Below are 23,061 nucleotides of genomic sequence, written 5' to 3'. Positions count from 1 at the left end.
TGTCACGGTTTGCGGGCGAAGAGGTGCAGTTGGGAGGCGATGTCACGGAACGGCGGCCGCGACGACAGCTCGAGTTCGAGGTCGAGCAGCGTCTGCGGATCTTCCTCGATCACCGACGACGGCAGAAGATCGGCCAGGACGCGTACGCCATGGGTCTGCTCGACCTGAAGGCCGGCCGAGTTGAGCAGGGCCGCCGCGCTGTCGGCGTCGTAACGCCGGCGCAGCGTGTCGCGGGTGCCGGCGCGGCCCTCGGGATCGGACGCGAGCGCGGTCGCCGCGCGCAGGTGACCGTTGATCGCGCGGCCCAGGATCGCGGCCGCGCGGCTCGCCACCAGCAGGCTCACCGCTCCGCCGGGACGCAGGGCGCCGTAGATCGCGGCGACCACGCCGGACGGGTCGTCGACGACCTCGAGCACGGCGTGGCAGAGGATCAGGTCGACGCTGCCGGGGGCGACCAGGCCGGCCAGCGCGTCGCCGTCGCCCTGCACGGCCCGCACCCGGTCGGCGACCCCGGCGTCGGCCGCCCGGCGGGTCAGCGCGGCCAGGGCGTCGGGGCTGGCGTCGACGACGGTGACGGTGTGCCCCGCCTCGGCCATCGGCACGGCGAACCCACCCGTGCCGCCGCCGACGTCGAGCACGGTCAGCTCACGGCCGGCGTGTCGTTCCAGCTCACGGCGCAGCACCACCCAGACGGCGGCGGTGCGGGCGGAGACGAGCGGGCGCGCTGCTCGCGTCGATGCGTTTTCCACACGGGCAGCGTAACGGCAGAGTGGGACACCCCTCAGAACTGGAAGAGGACCCCGGTGGCGCGGCGCATCTCGCAGGTGTTGCCGAAACGGCGCGTCCACTCCACTTCGCGGCCGTGCCAGGTGCCGCTCAGGGTGGCCGTGACGGGCTGGTAGAGCAGCACGCAGAGGCGCGACTCGGCCTTGATCTTGCCAGGGTCGGCGTCGACGTCCGTCAGGGTCGCGCAGGCCGCGGCGGCGTGCGGGTGACCGCCACCGACGGGATCGCAGGAGAGCTTGACGGCGCCCGCGAAGCCCGCCTCGGCGAGGTAACTGAGAGTGAGCCATTCCGGAGACGTCGCCGGCGTGGTGGCGGCCGAGCCGGTCGGGCGCGGGGGTTCGCCATAGGAGGGGCGCGGGTCGGGCCCGGGTCCGATCACGGCGGCGTGGGCGGGGGCCGCGACGGCGACAGCCGCCAGACCGAGCGCCAGCAGAATCCGATACATGCCATTAAAGGTACAAAACGGGCGAGGCTGACATGGGCGGGGGTGGCGCGGGGAGGACGGCGGGCGTGGAGGCGTACGGAGAACGGGGCGTGAAGGGCGAAGTGAAGCGGTCAAGGAAGGAGAGGACGCCGCTCAGCGGAAGTCGCGGGAGGCCGGGGCGACCGGAGGGGTCACGGCTTCGAGGCGGTCGGCGACCAGGTTGAGGACGCCCTCGGCCTTCTCCAAGCGGCCGCGGACGATCAGCGCCGTGCTCGTCCGGGCCACCCGCCGATAGCGCTGCCACAGCCCCGGTGAACAGGTCACGTTCAGCATGCCGGTCTCGTCCTCCAGGTTCACGAAGGTCACCCCGCCCGCCGTCGCCGGCCGCTGCCGATGCGTGACTATCCCGCCGACCCGGATCCGTGTCCCCGCTTCGACTCGTCCCAGCTTCGCAATCGGGATCGCCCCCGCCCTGTCGAAGTCGGCCCGGATGAACTGGGCCGGATGCGCGTCGGGCGACAACCCGGTGGCCCACACGTCGGCCACCAGCACGTCGACCTCGCTCATGCCGGGCAGCATCGGCGCGTCGGTGCCGGTCACCGTGCCCGGCAGCCGGTCGGGCCGGTCCTGCGCGGCCGCCCCCGCCGCCCACAGCGCCTCCCGCCGCGACAGCCCGAACCCCGCGAAAGCATCAGCCGTGGCCAGCGCCTCCAGGTGGTTGGTGGAGCAGCCCGTACGCCGGGACAGGTCAGTCATTCCCCGGTACGGCCCGTGGGCCCGCCGCTCCTCCTCGATGCGCTTCGCGAGGTCCTCGCCGAGCGTACGAATGCTGGCCAGCCCCTGCCGGACGGCCGGCCCGCCCAGCCCCCACGCGTGCGGCGGCTCCCCCGGCAACGCCCCCCAGCGGGTCTTCGGCGTCGATTCGAGCGTGGCCGCCGCGTTGCTCAGGTTGATGTCGGGCCGGCGCACCTCGACCCCGTGCCGCCGGGCGTCGTCGACCAATGACTGCGGTGAATAGAAGCCCATCGGCTGGGCGTTGAGCAGCGCCGCGCAGAAAGCCGCCGGGTGGTACCGCTTCAGCCACGCGCTCGCGTACACCAGATAGGCGAAGCTCATCGAGTGGCTTTCCGGGAAGCCGTAGCTGGCGAACGCGGACAGCTTCACGAAAAGGTCGTCGGCGAGCTCTCCGACGATGCCGCGTTCGGCCATCCCGGCGTACAGGCGGTCTTTTATCCTCTCCATCTTCTCGACCGACCGCTTCGAGCCCATCGCGCGCCGCAGCTGGTCGGCCTCGGCCGGTTCGAATCCGGCCACGTCGATCGCGAGCTGCATGAGCTGTTCCTGGAAGAGCGGCACGCCGAGCGTCTTCTCCAACGCGTTGCGCATCAGCGGATGTGGATAGGTGACCTCTTCGAGGCCGTTCTTGCGCCGGATGTACGGATGGACCGAGCCGCCCTGGATCGGGCCGGGACGGATCAGCGCGACCTCCACCACCAGGTCGTAGAACTCGCGCGGTTTGAGCCGGGGCAGGGTCGCCATCTGAGCGCGGCTCTCCACCTGGAAAACGCCCACCGAATCGGCCCGGCAGAGCATGTCGTAGACCTCGGCGTCGGTCAGGTCCATGGTGGAGATGTCCAGATCAGATTCGATCATTTCGTACGCGTACCGCAGCGCGGAAAGCATGCCGAGCCCCAGCAGATCGAACTTGACCAGCTCGATCGCCGCGCAGTCGTCCTTGTCCCATTGCAGCACCGTGCGCCCCGGCATACGTCCCCATTCCACCGGGCACACCTCGATGATCGGCCGGTCGCAGATCACCATGCCGCCCGAATGGATGCCGAGGTGGCGCGGGAAGTCCTGCACCTGATTGGCGAACTCGACCACCTGCGCGGGAATGTCCTCGACATCGACCGTGGCCACGCTCCCCCACCGGTCGATCTGTTTGCTCCACGCGTCCTGCTGGCCGGGCGAGAACCCGAACGCCTTGGCCATGTCGCGCACCGCCGAACGCGGCCGGTAGGAGATGACGTTCGCGACCTGCGCGGTGTGCTCGCGGCCGTGCTTCCGGTAGACGTGCTGGATGACCTCTTCCCGCCGGTCCGATTCGATGTCGACGTCGATGTCGGGCGGGCCGTCCCGTTCCGGCGCGAGAAACCGTTCGAAGAGCAGGTTGTGAGCGACGGCGTCCACATTGGTGATACGCAGGGCATAACAGACGGCGGAATTGGCGGCGCTCCCTCGCCCCTGGGCATAGATGTTCTGGTCGCGGCAGAACTGCACGATGTCGTAGACGACCAGGAAGTAGCCCGGAAAACCCAGCTCGTCGATCATCCGCAACTCGTACTCGATCTGCTCGTAGGCCCTGGGGTGGGCCTCGGGCGGGCCGTAGCGCTCGCGGGCGCCGCGCATGGTCAGCTCGCGCAACCAGGTCATCTCGGTGTACCCCGGCTCAGGAATCGGGAAGTCGGGCAGCCGCGGCGCGACCAGATTGAGGTCGAAAGCGAGCCCCTCGCCGAACATCGCGGCCGCCTCCACCGCCCCCGGATAGGCGGCGAAACGGCGGGCCATCTCGTCCCCGCCGCGCAGATGGGCGGTTCCGGCGGCGGGCAGCCAGCCGTCGATCTCGTCGAGACTGCGCCGCGACCGCACAGCCGCCAGGGCGGTGGCGAGCCGGCGCCGGGCCGGATTCGCGTAGTGCACATTGTTGGTGGCGACAACCTCCAGACTGCGGCTCTTGGCGAGCGCGAAAAGAATGTCGTTGCGGTCGTCGTCATAAGGGTCGCCGTGGGCGGTCAGCTCGACCGCGACGTTGGGCTGCCCGAAAAGGTCGACGAGCCGGTCGAGCTCGGCGGCCGCGGCGTCGACTCCCCCGGTGGCCAGCGCCAACGGGACCGGCCCTTTCCGGCAGCCGGTCAGCACGAGCACGTGGTCGCGCAGCGTTTCGGCGATGTCCTCCAGATCGCCGTACTCGGGCTTGCCCTTCTCACCACCGGCGAGCTGGCCCCGCGAAACGACGGCGGCCAATCGGGCGTACCCCTCGTGACCGTGCGCGAGTGCGAGCAGATGGCGGCCCTCCGGATCGGGCTCACCGTTCTGCGGTTTGGCCAGATCGAGCGACAACTCCGCCCCGAAGATCGTCGGCAGCCCGAGTTCGCGGGCGGCCTGCGAGAACCGCACCACGCCGTAGAAACCGTCGTGGTCGGTGACGGCCAGCCCGTTCAATCCGAGCCGCGCGGCTTCCTCGGCGAGCTCCTCCGGATGGCTGGCCCCGTCGAGAAAACTGAAATTACTGTGGCAGTGCAGTTCGGCATAGGGCGTGACCGGCTCGCGCCGGATCAGCGCGGGCGCCTCATAGGGCTGCCTCTTACGCGACCAGGCGGGCGAATCCCCACCGTCCCCGTCGACCGCCAGCGGATCGACGACCGGCTGCAGATGCCGCTCCCCCTGTCCTTTCTCCTGCCCTTTCCCCTTCCCGCTGCTCCCGTTCCCCTTCCCGTTCGCGCTCCCGTTCCCGTTCGCGTTCGCGTTCCCCTTCCCGGAAAGCGTTCTCTCCAATTCGGACCACGACATCTTCGGGTTATGAAATCCCATACTCTTGTTCCCTGAACCCATGCGCACCTTGACCCTGGAACTGCACTGCCCAGACCGCGCGCCCGGACCCGGACCCGCCCGGGCCAGCCCACCGCTTGATCAGCTCACAGACAGAAGCACCCATCAGCTTGATCAACTTAAGGACAAGGAAGTGGGGGTCTTGGAGCGCGCCGAGGGCCCTACCTCCTTGAAATCCTGAACGGTCGCCGCGGGAGAGCCCTGTTTCCTTGAAGTCGGCGGTGGGCTTCACCCGGTCTTTGGTCTTGGCGGAAGTTCTCGCTCGTTCGTCAGTCATAGACGGCCTCCACCGCCCAGTGACCGGCGGACAAACTCAGCAGGAACGCCCGGCCGTCGGCCAGGACCATCTGAAAGCGGGCCCGGCGGCGTGACTCGACGGGATCCCACCACCGCTCATCGATCGGCCACGGCCCGGCCCAGCCCGTGACCCCGACCGGATGCGCACGCTCGACGATCAGGGCCGCCGGGGCGCCGGTGAGCTCGAGGCGGGCGCTGACTCCCACCGGCTCCCCGTCCCGATCGAGAACCACCGCCGGAAGCGGCTGCGCGAGCACCAACGCGGGCGCCGGCTTCGGCAACCGCCCGGGCCACGGCGGCAACACCGGCGGCGTGGCCACCCGCCCCTTCCGCCCCCGCCGCCCCGGCACAGCCACCACGGTCACCTCACTCCCGCCCACGGCCTCGCCCCCGCCCAGGCGCGTGGCTCCACCTCCGCCCGTGGCTCCACCTCCGCCCGTGGCCTCGCTTCTGCTCGTGGCCTCGCTTCTGCCTCCGGCCGCCGACTCGCCGCCTCCCTCTCCGCGCCGCTCCCCCTCGTTTCCTCGTCGGCCGATCTGGGTGCGGTGCCGGCGCACTTCCCGGAGGTCTTCCTCTTTGCTCTCCCCGTCCTCGATCCTTCTTCCTTGCTCGTTCTGGGAGAGGGCCTCGAGAACGGAACGGCGTCGGGCGATCGGAACCACACTCGCCAGCTCCGAAATGTCTTGTTCGCCCCGAGACGCGAAAGGATCTGGCCAGCTGTAAACCGGGGGCGCCACCAAACCGGGCATGGGCGCGGGTTCGGAGCGCTTGGCGGGCTCGGGCTCGACGGGCACGACGGGCACGGGCTTGACCGGCGCGGGCACAACGGGCACGGGCTTGACCAGCACGGGCTTGGGCGCGGACACAGGCTTGGGGGCGGCGGGATCGGGGGCGGGCTCGTCGCGTACGGGGGCTTGGGAAAGGTTGAAGGTGAGCTCGGGCTGGATGTGGGAGGCCAGCACCGGGACAGTCTCTACGCCGGGGACGGGAATGGGGTGCGGGGCCGTCGGGCGGTGGGGGTCGCGTTGGTCGCCCCAGGGGACGAGGCGGATCTGGTCGTCGGCGTTGCGGCCGCCGCTCGGGACCGGGGTGACCACCGACTCGGGGCCGAGCAGGCCCTGCACGCGGCTGAAGGCCCGGTGGGCGCGATCGCGGTCGGCACCGGCGTCGCCCCAGAGGCCGGGCTGGAGTCCCAGGTGGACGAGGATGCCGTCGGGGATCAGGCGTAGGCGCACCAGGCCGGCGGTCGGGCGGGCCGGAGCGCCGCGGCGGGCGCCGGTCAGCCAGCCGTCGAGTTGCCAGCGGACGCGTTCGGCGATCGCGGCCGAGGTGAGGGTGCCGTCGTGGCGCCAGACACGGTGCAGCTCCTGACCGTTCGCGGTGACCGCCTCGATGCCCAGCCGGGTGCAGGCCAGGCCGTGGGCGGCGAGCTTGTCGTGCAGCCGTTCGGCGAGGGCGCGACCGGCGAACGCGGCCACGTCGACCCGTTCCAGCGGCTCGTCGTAGGTCTCCGCGACTTCGAGGTCGGGCGGCGGCTTGCGGACGGCGAGCGGGCGATGGTCGAAGCCGCCCGCGAGCCGGTGCACGAGCGCCCCGTCGAAGCCGAACCGGGTCAGCACGTCGCCGGCCGGCAGCGCCGCGAATTCACCCAGCGTCTTGAGGCCGAGCCGTTTGAGCAGGTCGATCAGTTCGGGCCGTTCGATCGCCTCGATCGGCTGGGTAGTGAGGAAAGCGGGTGTCTCCCCGGGCGGAATCACCCGTCCGGCCCGCGCGGCGAGTCCCGCGGCGAACACGCCCTCGGCGATGCCGACCTGGCTCTCCACCGCGCAGGCCTCGGCGACCTGCTCGACGATCCGTTCGGCCGCGGCCTCCTCCCCGCCGAAGTAGCGGGACGGCCCCCGCGCGGCGAACGCCAGAGCCCCCGGCCGGATCACCTCGACACCGACCGCGACGTCTTCGACGGCTGCCACGACGGGTTCGAACGCCCGGGCATCCCGACCCGGGTCGTGCTCGATGGCGGTGACCTGCGGGCATCGGCTCTGCGCTTCCCGTCGCCGCAGCCCCCGGCGTACGCCCTCGCGCCGCGCTGTCTCGGAGCAGGCCACCACGCGGTTGCCGTGCAGCACGATCACGGGTTGCGCGGCCGGCACCCCGAGCACGATCTCGGCGGCCACGACGGGCCAGTCCGGGCACCAGAGCAGCATGGTGCGGCCGCGATCGTTCCCCACGTCACCCCACCGCCGTCACGTGGTCGTGCTGCTTGCCCCGGCCGGGCCGTTGGTCGCCGCCCGGGAACAGAAGAACCCGGGCGTCGAGGCTCGCCACCGGGGAAGGGGATTCCGAGGGGACGGGAGTCAGGGAAGGCGTGGTTGAGGGTTCCACCGTGGACTGCGGTGGGCGGCCTCGAGTGGGGGTGGGTGGAAGAGTCAGGGGGCGGATCGTGATGCCGGGCATCCACATGGTCACTTCTTTGGGGCGGGCGGCGGCGCCGCGCCCGCGGGCCAGGACGGTCACCTTGCGGCGGCGCAGGCGGCCGTGGCCCTCGTCGAGGCCTTCCCAGTGGGCCTCCAGCACACGCAGGGTCACGTCGGCGCCCGACCAGTCGCCGTACGGGACCAGCACGCTGCCTCGCTGACGGGCGCGGGCCACCAGGCGGGAGGCGATCGAGGCGGAGACGCCGCCGGGGACGGCCAGGACGATGAGGTCGACGCCGTCGATCAGGGCGGCCACCACGGTGGGCCATTCGGGGCCGGGGTCGGGCACGAGAGCCAGCCGGTCGAGGGCGATGCCGCTCTCGGCGGCGGCAAGCGCGCCCAGCGAGGGTACGCCGACGACCGCGCACCAGGAGCCGCTGCGGGACGCCTCGGAGAGCAGCGCGAGCAGCAGGGATGTGCCACCGGCAGCCGTGGCGGAGCGGCCGGCGGCCACCGCGACGGTACTGCCGCGGCGCAGGCCGTGGCCGGGCAGCAGGGTGCTCAGTTCGGGCGCGACCGGCAGGGTCCGGTGGACTCCTGCCGTCTCGGTCTCGCCCGCCGCCCGAACCAGTTCAGCAAGGGCGGCCGCACCGCTGATCATGCGTCCCGCCATGTGTTGCCTCACTCTGTTGCTCAGTTTCCGCTCGTACGTCACGAGCCTTCCTGCCTTCCACCGACATCGCTGTCGTCCCACTTCCTTCTCCCGCAACCCGAAACGCCGCCCCCACGCCGGAACGGGCGAACCGCACGACGACATGCTTGATGGCGACCTCCGGGGAAGAGATCGCCGAGCAGGGGAAGATCGCCCGGCGGGCCGCGGCAGGTGGCGGCCCGATCGGTGGACGCTCGCGGGAGCGGGGTGGCGCGGGGTCAGGCCGCCAGCGGCGGCTGGTAGGTGAGACCCAGGGAAGACTCGACCACGACCACGAACTGTTCGGCCGCGCGCAGCAGGTCGTCGGCCTCGCGGGAGCTGACCACCCGCGGGATGCCGGCCTCGGCCGCCGCCCGCTTGGACGCGCCCAGGGCGAAATAGTTGGCCCACTCGCCGAAGTCGGGCGCCACCAGCACCAGCAGCGACCAAACACTGGTCACGCGGCTGCGCCGGCTGGCCGGAGCGGGCCGGGCCCGAGCCGCGAGCACGGCCGCCGCCGCCCGCAGGGCAGCCAGGTGGGCCGCGGCGTAACGCAGCCCGTCAGGACCGGTGCGCGCCGCCTCGGCCAGGCCCTCGCGAGCGATGGTCAGCAGCTGCGCGGGGGTGCGCTGGGGCAGCATGTGCGCCGGCACGGTCGGCGCCTCGGGCCGGGCCGCCGCGGCCGTCGGCGCATGCGCCAGCCCCGGAACGGACGGCCCAAGAACAGTCGCCCCGAAAGCAGCCGACCTGGGGGCAGCCGCCCCGGGGGCAGCCGCCCCGGAAGCCGCCGCGTCGGACACGGCTTGACGAGGCACGGCCTGACGAGGCACGGCGGAAGTCGATGCCGCCGAGCGCGATCGGCTCGAGGCGGGCGCGGACCGGCCGGACTCCGAGCCGGAATCCGGGCCGGAAGAAGCGGGGCGGGGCACCGGGCGGCCGGAAGAAACCGGGCCGCTCGAAGGGCCGGGGCGCTGGGCAGCCGGGGCCGGGCGCGCCGGGTGATCGGCGTGGGCCAGGTCGGGAGCCGGCCAAAGGCTTGGCGCAGTGTGGCTCGCCATGTGCTTCTCCTCGCGTGTCTCGCATCCGACGTGCCGGGTCGAACCGAGCGCTGCGGAGGAAGGCGCAGCGGCCCGTGATGGTGACCGGCCGGGTGTGAAGCTTCCCCACACCACACCCGGCCGGACCTGCCGGCGGGTCCGTCGCCCGCCGCCCGGGGGTCGGGGGAGGCGGACGACGGTCCTGCCTTGTCTGAAGGCGCCGGACCCGCGAATGCCCGGAGCCTCACATGCGACGCTTCGCGGGCGCCGCACCCGGGAGCCGTGCCGCGAAACACCGCTCCCGCCGCCGGAACGGACGCCCTCGGGCCCCTTGAGAGGCTTTCGAACATCCGTTCTAACTACAGAGAAGACTAGCACTGACGTACGACAAAAAAGCAAGACCGCGCCGCGCCGCGAATTCACACTGTGATGGCGACCTTGGCCCGGGCGTGCTCCTCCTCCACATATCGCAACGCTTCGGGCACCTCGGCGAGCTGATAGGTGCGGTTGATCACGGGAACCACCCGGCCGGCCTCGGCGAGCTCCCGCAGCCCGGCCAGCAACTCCCGGCTGGGCGGCGTCGCCAGCACGACAATGCGCCCGGAACGAACGAAGCGCCCGGCGATCTGCGCCCCGATGATCAACCGCATCGGCCCGAACACCTGCGGACGGCCACGGAACGTCCCTCCGCCCGAGAGCACCAGGGTCCCGCCCGGCGCCAGCACCCGCCGCAACTCCCCCAGCGACCGGTTCCCGACCAGGTCGAACACCACGTCGTACCGCCGCCCCGACCGGACGAAGTCCTCGGTCCGGTAGTCGATCACCGAGTCGGCCCCCAGCGACCGCACCAGGGTGACGTTGCGGGTGCTGCACACCCCGGTCACCGAAGCGCCCAGCGCCTTGCCGATCTGCACCGCGAACGTGCCCACCCCGCCCGAGGCCCCGTTGATCAGCACCCGGCGCCCGGCCCGCACCCGCGCCACATCGCGCAGCCCCATCAGCGCCGTCCCGCCGGCCAACGGCATCGCCGCGGCCTGCTCCCAGCTCAGCCCGGCCGGCTTGAACTCGATCGCGTCGGCCGGAGCGCACACGACCTCGGCGAACGCTCCGTGCGCGTCGCCCAGGTCCCCGTACACCTCGTCGCCGGGCTGAAATCGGTCGACGCCCGCGCCGACCGTCTCGACCGTCCCCGCGAAATCCGTACCCCTGATCCGGCGGCGGGGCCCGCCCGGACCCATCACCGCCGGCAGCATCAACCTGCCCAGATAGGGGTCGCCTCTCATCACGTGCCAGTCGCGGGCGTTGATCGAAGCCGCCCGTACGCGTACCCGCACCTCACCGGCGGCCGGGACCGGCTCGGCCACGTCCTCGAGCCCCACCACACCGTACTTCTCCTGATAGATGGCCTTCATGAAACTCATGGTGGCCGCCGTGACGAGCCCGCGGATCGGAGCGGAGGCCGGATCGAACTCCCCCCGTGGCACGACTCACGTCTCGGTCAGAAGTCTGAACTCTTGATCAGAAGCGCCGTTCGAAGATCCGGAACGGTCCGACATGGACCGCCGGAAGGGACGAATGTGAATCGCCGACTGATCGCGGTGGCCGTCGCGGCCGCCGTCGCGGTGCTGGTGCCGACCGCCGCCCAGGCCTCCGCCAAGACCACCAGCTACGTCGCTCTGGGCGACTCCTACGCGGCCGGCGTCGGCGCGGGTCCGTACACCGACCCCACCTGCCTGCGCGGCACCGGCGGTTACGCCCCGCTGCTGGCCGCCAAGGTCAAGACCACGACCTTCTCGTACGACTCCTGCAGTGGCGCCACCACCGCCGACGTGCTCACCAAGCAGCTCGGCCACCTGGACCGCCGCACCCGCCTGGTGACGATCACCGTGGGCGGCAACGACCTCGGGTTCAGCAGCGGCCTCGCCACCTGTCTGCAGGGCGCCGACGCCGACTGCGCGACCGTGGTGTCGACCGCCGAGAAGTTCACCAAGGAGACCCTGCCGGGCCGGCTCGACGCGGTCTACCGCGCGATCCACCGCCGGGCGCCGCACGCCAAGGTCGTCACGACCGGGTACGCGCACTTCTTCGAGACCACGCCGGACTGCGCCACCGTGCCGCCGGCGAGCCTGGCCAAGCGGGCCGGGCTGAACGAGGCCGTGGACGTGCTCAACGCCCAGATCAAGCGGACGGCCAAGCGGGCCGGTGTGCGCTTCGCCGACGTGCAGCCGAGGTTCGCCGGGCACGGCCTGTGTGGCACCGCGCCGTGGATGGGCGGCCCGGCCGCGCAGGCGCCGTTCCACCCGACCGCCGACGGATACCGCGACGCCTACCTGCCCGCCGTCGAGAAAGCCCTGCGCCACTAAGAACTAGGAGCGACGACCGGTCTCGTACGCCCAGATGGCGATCTCGACCCGGTTGCGCGCCCCCAGTTTGGTCATCAGGTTGGTCACGTGGGTTTTCACCGTGCTGAGACCGATGTGCAGCTCGCGCGCGATCTCGGCATTGGTGAGCCCGCGTGCCACCGTCCCCAGCACCTCTTCCTCGCGGTCGGTGAGCGGGTCGATCGGCTGGCTCGGCGGCCCGGCCGGCCCGGCCCCGGCGAACGCCTTGAGCAGCCGCGTCGTGATGCTCGGCGCGATCAGCGCGTCGCCGCCGGCGGCCGCGTGCACGGCCTGGCTGAGCAGGGCCGACCCGGCGTCCTTGAGCAGGAACCCGCGGGCCCCGGCCCGCAGCGCGGCATAGACGTATTCGTCGAGGTCGAACGTGGTGATCACGACGACGGCCAGCGGCGAGGCGACCGTGGGGCCGGCGAGCCGGCGGGTGGCCTCGATGCCGTCCATGCCCGGCATGCGGATGTCGAACAGGCACACGTCGGGGCGCAGCCGCTGGGCGAGCTCGACCGCCCGTCGCCCGTCGGCCGCCTCACCCACGACCCTGATGTCGGGCTCGGCGTTCAGGATCATGGTCAGCCCGGTGCGGACGATCTCTTGGTCGTCGGCCACGACGACGCGGATGTAGGACTCCACCTAGGCAACCGCTCCCGTGCGGGGCAGCGCGGCCGTGACCGTCCACCCTCGACCGGGACCCGGCCCCGCCTCGCAGACGCCGCCGAGCAGCCCGGCCCGTTCGCTCATGCCCACCAGCCCGAACCCGGGTGCGCCGCCCGCCGGGCCGGCCTCGCCGTCGTCGCTGACCCGCAACCGCACCTCGCCCTCCTCGGCCACGACGCTGACCTCGATGCGGGTGGCGCCCCGCGCATGCCGCCGCGCGTTGGTGACCGACTCTTGCGCGAGCCGGTAGACGGCCGTGCCGACGGTGGCCGGGACGTCGGCGAGGTCGCCGCTCAACGACACCTCGACGACCGGTGACCCGCCGGCCAGTGTCGCGACGTCGGCCAGGCCGGGGTTGGGCGCGAGACCGGCCGGCTGCACCCGCCGCAGGGCGTGCACCATCGTGCGCATCTCGGCGAGTGCCCGCGTCGCCTCGGCCTCGATCACCCGCAGCGCGTCGACCGCGGCCTCGGGATGCCGGCGGCTGACGGCGATGCCCGCCTGGGCGCGAATGGCCATGGCCGAGACGTGGTGGGCGACCGTGTCGTGCAGGTCGCGGGCTATGCGCTCGCGTTCGAGGAGCTTGGCCTCGTCTATGCCGCGCAGCCACAGCCGGGCCCGGTAACGCGCGGTCGTGGCCAGCCCGAACACGGCCACCATCGCGACGTAGCCGAGGACCAGGTCGCTCAGCGGCGCCGACACCGCGATCTTGGCGAGGATCAGCGCGGCGCCGATCACCGCCTCGCGGCCGGAACCCCAGCGGAACAGCGCGTAGGGCAGCACGAGCAGCCACGACAGCGACGCCGCCTCGGGCTGATGACCCACGAACAGCGGCACGACGGCGCAGGTCACGAACGCCGTCGCGACCATCAGCAACGGCCGGGTGCGGCGCCACAGCACGGTCGGGGCCAGACCCAGACCAAGAGCGATCCCGTACGCCGGGGAGGCGAGATCGGTGCGCAGGAGCCCTTCGAGGAGGGTGGCGACGACGATCGCAGCGAGGAGCGCCCAGTCGCGCCGCAACCGGGCCGGCGGATCGGGCGATCGGGGTTCCCGCCACACGGAACGGAGCCACTCGCGCACGCCCCGATCGTACGGAGAAGAGCCGGGATCCGGACCCCACTAAAGTACGAGCCTTCGGGTCATCGCGAACGACGTACCCTCGAAGGGTGCCGACCGGGTGGCTGAACTGGGACTGGGGCAACGTCCCGTCCTGGGTCGGCTCGGTGCTGACCGGCTCGTCCCTGGGCCTGGCCGCGGTGACCTACTACCGAGCGCGCGGTGACCGCCGCCGAGAGCTGGACGACGCCGAGCGCGCCCAGGCCGCACACGTCACCCTCTGGTGGGTCAATCCCCGCAAGGCCCTGGTGCGCAACAGCAACGACGTCGCCGTCACCGTGCGCGCCTTCGTTCCCGGCCACCCGGCCACCACCGGCCGGCTGGGCCTGGGGCCCGGCGAGACGAGGGCCCTTCAGCTGCCGGTCGAGCTCGAGGGCCGGTCGGGCGACGTGGCTCTCGAGGTCGGGGACTCGTACGGGCGATCGTGGGTTCGCCACGCCGACGGTGGGTTGGAGCGGGTCACGACCGGGACGGCGACAGCCGAGCCGTCAGCTCTGCGGTGGACGGAACGCTGAGGACCTGATCGTCCAGGGCTCCGCGCAGTTTCCACAGGAAGGGAACCGGGTCGGGCCGCGTGAAGATCTGCCGGCCGTAGGCGATTCCGGCGGCCCCGCCGCGCACCGCCCCGGTCGCCTTGCTGATCGCGTCCTCGTCGTCCGAGAGCTTCTCCCCGGCGATGAGCACCGGGATGCCCAGGGCCGAGTCGACCACCGTCCGGAACGACTCGGTCGATCCGGTGTAGATCGTCTTGACCACGGACGCGCCGAGCTCGACCGCGACCCGCACGCTGTGGCGGACCAGCGCGGTGAACCGCTCCGGATCCTGCTCGCGCAGGGTGAGGTAGTTCTCGTCGGTCCCGTCCGCACGGCGGCCGCGCGGATAGGCGAAGGCCACGACCGGGAGCCCATAGTTCTGCGCCTCGGCGACGTGCCGTCCGAGCATCGTGAGCTGCTCGGCCTCGTACGGCGAGGTCAGGTTGACGTGACAGGCGACGGCCTCGGCCCCGGCCATCACGGCGTCGACCACCGACCCGACCGTGACCTTGCGGGTGTGGTCGACCAGGGTGGTGCTGGCGCTCAGGTTCATGACTGTCGGAACGCGGACGAGCTCGTCCTGGGCGCCTCGCAGCAGGCCGCGGAAGCCGAGCACGGCCGTCACGTGCTCGAGGATCTCGGGCCGCAACAGGTGGCGGACGTCGCGCAGATGGTCCTCGGGGCCGGAGATGAGGCCGTCGTCCAGCGGAAGCCACAGTGCCGGCCGGCCGGCCGGCACCAACCGGTGGAGCCGCCGCTGGGCACCTACCTGGTTGAGCATGGGAACCTCCGCTGACTGTCCGCAAAAGAAAACCGACAGGGTAGCGCGAGCACGAGCCCAGTGCGATCACCGATTCGGTGCACGTTCGCTCCGCTGTCGTTCGTGTACGCAACGAAAGCAGAGAAAGAAGCGTTATGGGCGGTTTCGCGGACCTTGACACGCGGAAGATCAGCCCAGGACGTCAGGAGTGTCGAAGCGGACCAGCACCGAGAAGATCTCGTCGGCCGACAGGGTCGCGCCCAGCTCCTCCAGCTTGCGCAGAATTTCTCCGTCGTCGGAGTCGGGATCCTCGGCGAGGGTGGTGATCTCGCCGATCGGGTCCTCCACGTCGATCTGCCCGCCGCGCATGTGGTCGTCGCGCGGCTTGCCCTCCTCGTGACTCACAGGAACTCCTCCGTGATCACATAACGGAATCCCACGTCGTCGTTCTGCGCGGCAACGTCTCCCCGGCCACGGTACGCCGGGTGCGCACGCCAGCTCTCGTGCCGCCAGGAGCCGCCCTTGAGGATGCGCCGGGCGTGGTCACCCGCCGCGTAATAGTCGAAGACCCACTCGAAGATGTTGCCCATGAGCTCGACCGCGAGGTTGCGGCGGGCCTGCTCCCGGGTGGCGAACGCGCCGATGGGGGTGGTCGCCTGCCGGCCCGCGCCCGCGGTGTTGCCGAACGAGGACCGCGGGCTTCCGTCCAGTTCGGTGGTCTTCCGCACTCCCCACGACCGCAGGCAGGCGGCCTCCCACTCGTTCTCGCTGGGCAGCCGCACCACGGTCCCGAGACGGCGGCTGAGCCAGGCACAGTACGCGTTGGCCTCGAACCACGAGACGCCGACGACCGGCTGCAGCCTGTTGCCGAGCTGCTTGCGGCGCCAGAAGCGGGGCGCGGTGACCGGACGGGCAAGCACCGCCCGGGCGTACTCGAACATCTCGGTCTCGGACATCGCGGCGAAGCGCACCAGGGCCGCCGCCCCGGCCGGCGTCGCCTCCTTGCGCCGGAGCAGGTCGATCGCCATGGCCGGATGGTCCTGCCGGAGCCGGATCTGCCGTCGCCGCCAGTCGGCGACGAACTGTTCGTGGGCCCGCTGCCGCATGCGCCACTGCCAGCCCTCGGGCGACCACAGGCTCTGCTCCTCGTACCCCTTGTCGTCGATGAAGGCGGCGTACTCGGCGTTCGACACCGGGAAGCGCGAGATGCGGAAGGCCGGCAGTTCGATCGACCGGACCTCGCTGCTCACGTTGCGTTCGGCCCGTTCCGGATCGGACCGGCCACCCAGTTGCCACGTGCCCGCCGGCACAACCATCGCCGCGCTGGGAACGCCGTCGGCGGCCGAGGGCAGCGACCAGCCGAGGTCGCCCAGCGCAGCGAGGATCCCGATCCGGGCCGACGGAGCGAAGACCGTGTCGAGGTCCGCTCGCAGCCGGGTGACGATGCGGTCGCGTACGGCCGTGTATTCCGGCACGCCGCGGCGGATCGTGAGGAGGATCTGCGCGGCCAGGATCGGGTCCACGGGCAGCAGGCGGTCCGGCACCTCGATCCCCCGCAGTTGCGCGGCGAACCGGAACAGCTCCTCGTAGCGGTGGTGCACCTCGTCGGGCGGGACACCGATCGGCGGCACCGGCGGGCGTTCGTACTCGTGACCCGCGAGTCCCACGAGTTCGTCGATCGAGCACCCGACCGCGGCGAACAGATGTTGCATGGACGGGTGGGTGAAGCGGACCTTCCCGCTGTCGACCTGAAGGACGTGCAGGTCCTTGGCCGTCTCGAGGGCCTCGTGCGGGTTCACCGGGTAGCCGCCGACCCGCTGGATGGCCTGGGCGAGAAACTCCTCGGCCTCGCCGGGCGACATCGCCGGCCGGGGCTGCCCGTCCGCGCCCACCGGCAGGGTCAGTTCCTTGGCGAACTGGCACAACCCCCGGATCAGGGGGATCATCTCGAGCTCGGGCCAAGGGTCCTGGTTGGACCGGGCGATGGTCTCCAGGCTGCTCGCCCGGGCGCCCGGCACCAGGCGGCCGTGCGAGTTGTCGTGGTCCCACTCCCGCACGATCGCGGCCGAGAGGCCCACCCCGAGGAGCCGGGCTCCCGTCGTCGCGACCCAGGCGGTGCCGGAGTCCAGGAACGTCTTGAGAGCGAACGGGCTGGAGTAGAGCTCGACCAGGCCCGGGTCCCGGCTGAAGGCGGCGGCGAGCTGGCGGGCCATGCCGACGTCCCGTTCGGTGGCGATCGCGATGATCTCCTCCTTGGCCAGCGGGAGGATCGTGACCGAGGTGGGCTGCCGGTTGCGCGGCACGTTCATCCGGACCGCCTGATCACGGGTGCGGCAGCTGACGACCGCCCGTCCGGCGCCGTGCTCGAAGAGCTCCTGGATCACGTCGCGCCACTGCGACATCCACTCCTCGGGCGCGAGGCTGCGCAGGCCGCCCTCGTTGAGCCCGTCGAGCAGCACCGTGCCGCCGTCGGCCAGGAACTGGTCGAAGTCGCACCACGAGGTCACGTCGACGGTCGCGCTCCACCGCTGCCGCAGCCAGGCCAGCGAGATGTCGGGGCGGGCCGGCTGGTCGCTCAGAGCGACGTAGAACGTCTCGGGGACCGCGGCTCCGGGCTGCCGCCGCAGCGAGCGCAGGGCGGCGTGGGCGTCGAAGTATCGGAGCTGCAGGCTCTTGCCGGCGCTCGGCTCGCCCAGCAGCAGGACCAGTGGCCGCGTCAGGGAGTCGTTCACGACGTCGTCGAGCGACACGGGTTTGGCCGGCATCGCCGCGCGCTCCTCGGAGCGGGTCAGCCGGAGATTGACGAAGGCGCGACTGCGTTCGTCGGCGCTCCACCCGGCCAGCCGCCGCAGGCTGTAGTCCATCCGGCTCTGAGCTCGGCGCGGCTCGCGCAGCTCCTTCCAGAGTTCGTCGGTCACCCGGACGACGCGAGGGCTCACCGGACCGGTCAGCCGCTCGACGAGATCGGCCCGGTTGTCGGCCACGTCGGCGGCCGGACGGTCCTCCTGAGCGCGGAGCAGCACCGGCAGGCGGCTGAAGACGAGGCCGGTCGGGCGAACCAGGTTCATCAAGTCGGCGGCGAGCGCCGACAGCTCCTTGATCTGGCCGGTCCACCGCAGACTGACGTCGCGGGGCCAGCGCTCGTCGGCGGCCGCGTCGTCCGACTGCTCGACCGCGATGGTCATCTTGGTCGCGTTGAACAGGCTCGTCAGGACCGCGCGCTCAGCGGGGGACGGCGGTCGCCGGGTCAGCACGATCAGGCACTCGACCGCCAGATCCCGGTCGCTCTTGGTGATCACCGCCCGCTGCCCGCCCGTAGTGAGCAGGGTCTGGAGCTCGTCGGCGGCCACGTGACTGTCGCTCCAGATGCCGAACCGCGGCCGCTGCCGAAGCGATGGTGCGGTCATGAGGCGATCTGCCCGCCGTCGATCGGGAAGGAGACCCCGTTGACGAAACCGGCCTCCGGGCTGGCCAGATAGACGACCGCGGACGCCACCTCGGCCGCCGTGGCCAGTCGTCCGGTCGGATTCAGGGCGCGGTAGTCGGCGATCACGTCCTCGGCGGCCACGCCCCGGATCTCGGCCCGGCGGCGCGCGATGCGATTGATCATTTCGGAGTCGACCGCGCTGGGGCAGATCTCGTTGCAGGTCACGCCGGTGCCCGCGTATTCCAGGGCCATCACCTTGGTCAAGCCGCTCAACGCGTGTTTGGAGGCCACATAGGGCGCCCGGTGCCGCGCGGCCCGCAGGCTGTAGATCGTTCCGACATTGATGACGCGGCCCCACCCCCGGTGCAGCATTCCCGGCAGCACCGCCCGTGCGAGAAGAAAGGGAGCGGTGACGTTGACCTGCATCATCCGGGCCCAGACGGCGGGGTCGACCGAGTGGGTCCGTTCCTCCGAGATGGTGATTCCGGCGCAGTTCACCAGCACGTCGAAATCCGCGCTCGGCAGCTCGAATTCGCCCGAGAAATCGATCTTCAACCCGGCGGCACCCAGGGACTCGGTCAGCCTTGTCGCGGCCTCGTCGTTGCTGAAATATTGGAACGTCGTGTGGTGACCGGCCTTGGCGAAGGCGACCAGAATCGCCTCGCCGAGAGTTCCCGTGCCGCCGGTGACCAGCACGCGAAGGAAATGCGGGGCACTCCTGAAGACGCCATCCGGCATATCGCCTCCGACACAGACAGGCGCCGACCCACAGACGCGATCCCTGTAGCGCAGGGTAATACGTTCCTCACGCCATCGGCTAGCGCGCGGCCCGGTGTGCATTTTGGATAGCGGGCGGGCAAAGCGCGGGCAGCAGAGCCTCCGGGGTGGCGTAAACCGCCGCCGCGCCGGCCTCGAGCAACTCGCCCGGTTCCGCGTATCCCCAGCCGGCTCCGAAGCAGGCGAGACCGTTCTGCCGGGCGCCGATCACGTCGTACTTCCGGTCGCCGACCATCACGGCCGGACCCTTTCCCCGCCGGGCGAGCGCCGCCGCGATGACGACGGCCTTGGTCGGGCGGCCGGCCGACGGGGTGTCGCCGCAGACATCCGAGATCAGCTCGCTCCACCCCTGCTTCTCGACGATCATCATGGCCGCCGCCTCCTGCTTGCTGGTGGCCACGGTCAGCGGCACCCCCTGGGCCGCCAATGCCCGGAGCAGCGGGTCGATTCCCTCGTACGGGGCGCTCTGGAGCCAGCCGGTCTCGGCGTAGACGCGGCGGTAGACCGGAATGACAGCCTCGGCGGCCGCGGTGCCCAGCAACGGCGGCAGCGTCACATACATCGGCGGCCCCAGCAGTTCCCGGCCCAGACCCGAAGCCGGTTCCGGCACGCCCAGCTCGGCCAGGGCCGTACGCAAGGAGCCGAGAATGCCGTCGGCGGAGTCGACGAGCGTGCCGTCGAGGTCGAACAGGATGGCGGTCATCGGGCCATTGTCGCCTCCGGCCCGGCCCGACCGGCGAGACAGTGCACAGGCTCGCTTCACTCCTTCGTGACTGCTTCGGGCACAAGTACGCGATGATCAGGGAGGAGAAGGGAGCACCCCATGAGCCGTACCGTGGTGATCACCGGGGCCAGTTCGGGCATCGGGCTGGCCGCCGCCGAGCAACTCGCCGCGGCCGGCGACGACGTCGTGCTGGTCGGCCGCACCGCCGCGCGACTGGACGAGGCGGCCCGCCGAGTGCGCAACGCGGGCGTGTTCCGCGCCGACTTCGAAGACCTCGATCAGGTACGCGACCTGGCCGTCAAGCTCCTGGCGGCGTACCCGAAGATCGATGTTCTGGCCAACAACGCCGGGGGCATGGTCGACGGTTACCGCCGCACGAGCGACGGTTTCGAGGCGACGATCCAGGGCAACCACCTCGCCCCGTTCCTGCTCACCAACCTGCTGCGCGACCGGCTGACGGGCGGCCGCGTGATCGGCACCGCGTCGCGGGCCCACATGCGCGGCGCCCCCGACCCGGACGACCTCACGGGTGACCCGGCGCGCTTCCGTTCCTTCCCGGCCTACGGCGCGGCCAAGTCGGCCAACATCCTCTTCGCCGCCGAGGCCGCCCGCCGCTGGCCCGACATCACCAGCGTCTCGTTCCACCCCGGCGTCGTACGCACCAATTTCGGCGCCGGCCGGGTAACCCGGTTCTACTACAAATACGCGCCGTTCCTCGTCACCCCCGAGAAGGCCGGCGCTCTGCTGGTCTGGCTGATGACGACCGACGAGCTGACCAACGGCGCCTACTACGTCGGCCACAACGCCCGCAAGCCCCTGACGCACGCGAACGACCCGGCCGCCGCCGCCCGCCTGTGGGAGGCGAGCGAGAGGGCCGTACTCAATAACGAAAACCCTCGAAACAGATAGCTTGTTCACGAGCCCCTGCCGCCGGGGCCTGCGGCTTTGTACGGTTCCGCCTCGTGCGGAACGCGGCGCGGCTGACAGCCGTCCTCAGCCTGATCATCGTCACGGCACTGTGGACGGCCGGCCGTGACGACGCGTCCGGCGGTGTGGCCGCGTGGGGCCGGCTCGCCGCGCTGTGGTCGGCCGACCTGCTGCTGATCCAGGTCGTGCTGATGGCCCGCATCCCGTGGATCGAGCGGGCGTACGGTCAGGACGCGCTCGCCCGCGTGCACCGCTGGACCGGTTTCGCCTCGTTCCACCTGCTCCTGGCCCACATCGTGCTCGCCACCGTCGCCGGCTTCGGATGGGGCCTGTTCACCCGTCCCGGCATGCTCTGGGCCTGGGCCGCGACGGCCGCGCTGGTGCTGGTCGTGATCACGTCGAGGCGCCGGGTCCGCCACCGGCTGCGGTACGAGAAGTGGCACCTGCTGCACCTTTACGCCTACCTCGGCGTGGGGCTGGCGCTGCCGCATCAGTTCCTCATCGGCAGCGATTTCCGTGGACCGGCCGCCCGCGCCTACTGGTGGACCGCCTACGCGATCGCCGCCGGCTCGGTGCTGCTGTTCCGGCTGGCGCTGCCCGCGTGGCGCACGGTGCGGCACCGACTGACCGTCGACCGCGTCACCACCGAGGCGCCCGGACTGGTCTCGGTGTACCTGCGGGGACGGCGGCTCGACCGGCTGCCGGCGCGGGCCGGTCAGTTCTTCGTATGGCGGTTCCTCGACGGCCGGGGCGCGCTGCGCGGCAACCCGTTCTCGCTGTCGGGTCCGCCACGCGGCGACGCCCTGCGGATCACCGTCAAGGTGGTGGGCGACGGCAGTGAACGGGTGTCCACGCTGCGGCCCGGCACGCGGGTGCTGATCGAGGGCCCGTACGGGCGGATGACCGCGGCCACCTACGCCGGCGGCCCGGTGACCATGCTGGCCTGCGGGGTCGGGGTCACGCCGCTGCTGGCGCTGCTCTGGGACCTTCCGTACGGCCTGGGCAAGGCCACGCTCGTCTACCGAACCCGCCACCCGCACGAGGTGGCCTTCCTCGACGAGCTCGAGTGGCTGGCCGAGCATCGCGGGGTGCGTCTGGTGCCGCTGGTCGGCCCGCGCGCCGGGGCCGGGTCGTGGCTGCCCGCCGAGTTCGCCGACTACGAGGACGGGGAGGCGCTGCGGTCGCTCGCCCCCGACATCGCCCGCCACGACGTGTACGTCTGCGGGCCGGACGCCTGGACCGAGTCGGTGCTGCGGGCCGCGCGGGCGGTCGGTGTACCCCCGGCCCGCCTGCACCGGGAACGGTTCGGGTGGTGAGATGGGACGTATGCAGGCACACCCCAACGTCATCGCCGTTCAGGACGCCCTGGACGCGGCCGGCGCCCGCACCGCCGACGAGGCGCCGTCCCAGGTGATCATCCTGGACGAGGCGGTGCACACCGCGGCGGCGGCCGCCGAGGCGCTGTGCATCGAGGTCGGCCAGATCGCCAACTCGCTGATCTTCGACGCCGACGGGGCGCCGCTGCTCGTGCTCACCTCGGGCGCCCACCGGGTCGACACCGCCAAGGTCGCCGCCGGGCTGGGGGTGGCCAAGCTGCGCCGGGCCACGCCGGAGTTCGTCCGCGAGCACACCGGGCAGGCGATCGGCGGGGTCGCGCCGCTGGGGCACCCTCAGCCCGTACGCACACTGATCGACAACGATCTGGCACGGTTCCGCGACATCTGGGCGGCGGGCGGGGTGCCGCAGGCGGTCTTCCCGATCACGTACGCCGAACTGGTGCGCGTCACCGCGGGCACCCCGGCCGACGTGGCCTGAGCCTGATGCCGGTCACGTTGCATGTGTGGCGGGTGCCGCGGCGGCTGGTGGTCACGGCGATGGTCCGGCTGGTGCTTCCCGGCCCGCACGAGGCGAGCTTCGCGAAGTTCCTCGGCACGGCTGACGGATTTCGGCCGCGCGACGCCGACCTGACCCGATATGCGGCGGTGACCGTCAGCGACAGCCCGGTCCACTTACCCAAATGGGACAAAATCGCCGTTGCGCGGGCCCGCGTTGATCTCACGCCGCTGCACAGCCGAGGCACTTGGTCCGGACAAGAGCCGTTCAAGCCGGGTAAATCCGGCGGGGACGCCGAAGGCGGGAAGCGGGGCGGCATGGTGCTGGCGCTGACTCGGGCTCGGCTGCGGCCGACGAGGGCGGCCGCGTTCTGGCGGGCGATCCAACCCGTCGTGCCCGAGGTCGAGACGGCGCCCGGGCTGCTGGCACACTTCGGGGTCGGTGAGGCGCCGGTCGGCTGGCAGGGCACGGTCAGCTTGTGGCGCGATGCGGCGGACCTGGCCCGATTCGCGTACCGTCAGCCGGAGCATCGGGCGGTGATCGCACGGACGCCTTCCGATCGGTGGTATGCCGAGGAGTTGTTCGCCCGGTTCTCGGTCGACGAGATCACCGGCGATCGGCACGTGCTCGGCTGGCTGGCGTAAGATGGGCGA

Annotated in this window: 19 protein-coding genes and 1 pseudogene; 6 read left to right on the top strand and 14 right to left on the bottom strand. The window is 71.5% G+C overall.

Annotation, left to right across the window (positions count from 1 at the left end; all coding sequences use genetic code 11):
• Positions 1-2: 2 nt before the first annotated feature.
• The 7 genes and pseudogenes from EER30_RS16435 to EER30_RS16400 form a co-directional block, all read right to left on the bottom strand.
• Positions 3-749: a methyltransferase domain-containing protein gene (locus EER30_RS16435; RefSeq protein WP_127501322.1), complete on the bottom strand. Its 747-nt coding sequence runs from the start codon at positions 747-749 to the stop codon at positions 3-5.
• Between the two features lie 32 nt (positions 750-781).
• On the bottom strand, positions 782-1,231 hold the full coding sequence (locus EER30_RS16430; protein WP_127501321.1) for an SSI family serine proteinase inhibitor: 450 nt from the start codon (positions 1,229-1,231) through the stop codon (positions 782-784).
• Between the two features lie 132 nt (positions 1,232-1,363).
• Positions 1,364-4,801, bottom strand: coding sequence for an error-prone DNA polymerase (locus tag EER30_RS16425; RefSeq protein ID WP_127501320.1), 3,438 nt, complete (start codon positions 4,799-4,801; stop codon positions 1,364-1,366).
• Between the two features lie 287 nt (positions 4,802-5,088).
• On the bottom strand, positions 5,089-7,320 hold the full coding sequence (locus tag EER30_RS48695; RefSeq protein WP_240670085.1) for a DNA polymerase Y family protein: 2,232 nt from the start codon (positions 7,318-7,320) through the stop codon (positions 5,089-5,091).
• A 121-nt stretch (positions 7,321-7,441) separates the two neighbouring features.
• A pseudogene (locus EER30_RS16410) lies at positions 7,442-8,203 on the bottom strand (hypothetical protein); the annotation flags it as partial.
• Positions 8,204-8,460: 257 nt separating this feature from the next.
• On the bottom strand, positions 8,461-8,874 hold the full coding sequence (locus EER30_RS16405) for an SAV_6107 family HEPN domain-containing protein (RefSeq protein ID WP_432417547.1): 414 nt from the start codon (positions 8,872-8,874) through the stop codon (positions 8,461-8,463).
• A gap of 803 nt (positions 8,875-9,677) precedes the next feature.
• Entirely contained in the window at positions 9,678-10,670 is a 993-nt protein-coding gene (locus tag EER30_RS16400; RefSeq protein WP_127501319.1) for an NAD(P)-dependent alcohol dehydrogenase, read from the bottom strand.
• 165 nt (positions 10,671-10,835) lie between these two features.
• Here EER30_RS16400 and EER30_RS16395 point away from each other — a divergent pair, with 165 nt between their 5' ends.
• Positions 10,836-11,621, top strand: coding sequence for an SGNH/GDSL hydrolase family protein (locus EER30_RS16395; RefSeq protein ID WP_164842348.1), 786 nt, complete (start codon positions 10,836-10,838; stop codon positions 11,619-11,621).
• A 3-nt stretch (positions 11,622-11,624) separates the two neighbouring features.
• Here the strand turns inward: EER30_RS16395 and EER30_RS16390 are convergent, their stop codons facing one another.
• Positions 11,625-12,284, bottom strand: a complete 660-nt coding sequence (locus tag EER30_RS16390) for a response regulator (protein ID WP_255436646.1) — start codon at positions 12,282-12,284, stop codon at positions 11,625-11,627.
• Positions 12,285-13,391, bottom strand: coding sequence for a sensor histidine kinase (locus EER30_RS16385; RefSeq protein WP_127501317.1), 1,107 nt, complete (start codon positions 13,389-13,391; stop codon positions 12,285-12,287).
• 86 nt (positions 13,392-13,477) lie between these two features.
• On the opposite strand from EER30_RS16385, the gene EER30_RS47075 reads away from it, so the two are divergent.
• A complete protein-coding gene (locus EER30_RS47075; protein ID WP_164842347.1) occupies positions 13,478-13,942 on the top strand; it encodes a hypothetical protein in 465 nt (154 codons plus the stop codon).
• On the opposite strand, the gene EER30_RS16370 is transcribed toward EER30_RS47075, so the two are convergent.
• The 5 genes from EER30_RS16370 to EER30_RS16350 form a co-directional block, all read right to left on the bottom strand.
• A complete protein-coding gene (locus tag EER30_RS16370; protein WP_127501314.1) occupies positions 13,887-14,741 on the bottom strand; it encodes a class I fructose-bisphosphate aldolase in 855 nt (284 codons plus the stop codon). The two genes, EER30_RS47075 and EER30_RS16370, sit on opposite strands and share 56 nt — an antisense overlap.
• A gap of 168 nt (positions 14,742-14,909) precedes the next feature.
• Complete coding sequence (locus EER30_RS16365) at positions 14,910-15,125, bottom strand: hypothetical protein (RefSeq protein WP_127501313.1); 216 nt, start codon at positions 15,123-15,125, stop codon at positions 14,910-14,912.
• Entirely contained in the window at positions 15,122-18,127 is a 3,006-nt protein-coding gene (locus tag EER30_RS16360) for an SUMF1/EgtB/PvdO family nonheme iron enzyme (protein WP_127501312.1), read from the bottom strand. The genes EER30_RS16365 and EER30_RS16360 overlap by 4 nt, the downstream gene beginning before the upstream one ends.
• Positions 18,124-18,885 carry an SDR family NAD(P)-dependent oxidoreductase gene (locus tag EER30_RS16355; protein WP_164842346.1) on the bottom strand — a complete coding sequence of 254 codons (762 nt, stop codon included), beginning with the start codon at positions 18,883-18,885 and terminating at the stop codon, positions 18,124-18,126. Before EER30_RS16355 ends, EER30_RS16360 begins: the two co-directional genes overlap by 4 nt.
• A gap of 79 nt (positions 18,886-18,964) precedes the next feature.
• Positions 18,965-19,627 (bottom strand): HAD hydrolase-like protein, encoded by a 663-nt coding sequence (locus EER30_RS16350; RefSeq protein WP_127501310.1) that lies wholly within the window; start codon positions 19,625-19,627, stop codon positions 18,965-18,967.
• 120 nt (positions 19,628-19,747) lie between these two features.
• Between EER30_RS16350 and EER30_RS16345 the strand changes: the two genes are divergently transcribed.
• From EER30_RS16345 to EER30_RS16330, 4 genes are read left to right on the top strand one after another with little or no spacing between them, the layout of a single operon-like run.
• Positions 19,748-20,557 (top strand): SDR family NAD(P)-dependent oxidoreductase, encoded by an 810-nt coding sequence (locus EER30_RS16345; RefSeq protein WP_205650261.1) that lies wholly within the window; start codon positions 19,748-19,750, stop codon positions 20,555-20,557.
• A 53-nt stretch (positions 20,558-20,610) separates the two neighbouring features.
• Positions 20,611-21,891 carry a ferredoxin reductase family protein gene (locus EER30_RS16340; protein ID WP_240670057.1) on the top strand — a complete coding sequence of 427 codons (1,281 nt, stop codon included), beginning with the start codon at positions 20,611-20,613 and terminating at the stop codon, positions 21,889-21,891.
• 10 nt (positions 21,892-21,901) lie between these two features.
• Positions 21,902-22,390: a YbaK/EbsC family protein gene (locus tag EER30_RS16335; protein WP_127501559.1), complete on the top strand. Its 489-nt coding sequence runs from the start codon at positions 21,902-21,904 to the stop codon at positions 22,388-22,390.
• 5 nt (positions 22,391-22,395) lie between these two features.
• Positions 22,396-23,052, top strand: a complete 657-nt coding sequence (locus EER30_RS16330; protein ID WP_127501308.1) for a monooxygenase — start codon at positions 22,396-22,398, stop codon at positions 23,050-23,052.
• The last annotated feature ends 9 nt before the right edge of the window (positions 23,053-23,061 follow it).

The sequence above is a fragment of the Actinoplanes solisilvae genome (genome assembly GCF_003999975.1).
GTDB classification, from domain to species: Bacteria; Actinomycetota; Actinomycetes; order Mycobacteriales; family Micromonosporaceae; genus Actinoplanes; species Actinoplanes solisilvae.
This window is presented reverse-complemented; position numbering and strand designations above follow the sequence as displayed.

Excerpts from the sequence above, each read along its gene's own strand:
- EER30_RS16430 (WP_127501321.1), bottom strand. The coding sequence starts at position 1,231 with ATGTATCGGATTCTGCTGGCGCTCGGTCTGGCGGCTGTCGCCGTCGCG.
- EER30_RS16425 (WP_127501320.1), bottom strand. The coding sequence starts at position 4,801 with ATGGGATTTCATAACCCGAAGATGTCGTGGTCCGAATTGGAGAGAACG.
- EER30_RS48695 (WP_240670085.1), bottom strand. The coding sequence starts at position 7,320 with ATGCTGCTCTGGTGCCCGGACTGGCCCGTCGTGGCCGCCGAGATCGTG.
- EER30_RS16400 (WP_127501319.1), bottom strand. The coding sequence starts at position 10,670 with ATGAAGGCCATCTATCAGGAGAAGTACGGTGTGGTGGGGCTCGAGGAC.
- EER30_RS16370 (WP_127501314.1), bottom strand. The coding sequence starts at position 14,741 with ATGCTCAACCAGGTAGGTGCCCAGCGGCGGCTCCACCGGTTGGTGCCG.
- EER30_RS16360 (WP_127501312.1), bottom strand. The coding sequence starts at position 18,127 with ATGACCGCACCATCGCTTCGGCAGCGGCCGCGGTTCGGCATCTGGAGC.
- EER30_RS16355 (WP_164842346.1), bottom strand. The coding sequence starts at position 18,885 with ATGCCGGATGGCGTCTTCAGGAGTGCCCCGCATTTCCTTCGCGTGCTG.
- EER30_RS16350 (WP_127501310.1), bottom strand. The coding sequence starts at position 19,627 with ATGACCGCCATCCTGTTCGACCTCGACGGCACGCTCGTCGACTCCGCC.
- EER30_RS16345 (WP_205650261.1), top strand. The coding sequence starts at position 19,748 with ATGAGCCGTACCGTGGTGATCACCGGGGCCAGTTCGGGCATCGGGCTG.
- EER30_RS16335 (WP_127501559.1), top strand. The coding sequence starts at position 21,902 with ATGCAGGCACACCCCAACGTCATCGCCGTTCAGGACGCCCTGGACGCG.
- EER30_RS16330 (WP_127501308.1), top strand. The coding sequence starts at position 22,396 with ATGCCGGTCACGTTGCATGTGTGGCGGGTGCCGCGGCGGCTGGTGGTC.